At 55.6% G+C, this 268-nt stretch carries 1 protein-coding gene; it reads left to right on the top strand.

Going from position 1 to position 268, the window contains the following annotated elements; translation table 11 throughout:
* Positions 1 to 268 (top strand): hypothetical protein (locus AC1RPT_RS08040; protein WP_481763029.1); only part of this gene is annotated, 268 nt, incomplete at both ends.

Raw genomic sequence — 268 nt, 5'->3', positions numbered from 1 at the left:
AATCGCATCGATGCCCTAATCGAACAAGCAACGAAAGACGCATTGCGCCTCATCGAGTCAGAGGCCAGACGCATACTCAGGGCCCGGAACCCCGCGCGTTCGTTTTGTATGGCGATGGGAATCGCGACATTTTACGACAAAGACAAAAGACCCCTCTTTGACGATCATCCCGCGCTCGATTCGTTCTATTCGTTCCTGTACGAGCATAACAGCGCGCTACGGCTTACGGGCTGGCCGATGAAAATCGAGGGCCCGGACGAACCGGCAC

The sequence above is a fragment of the Dellaglioa sp. CoH-56-MRSF-11 genome (genome assembly GCF_056782135.1).
The sequence above is the reverse complement of the archived record's forward strand: the minus strand, read 5'-3'. Positions and strand labels throughout refer to the sequence as shown.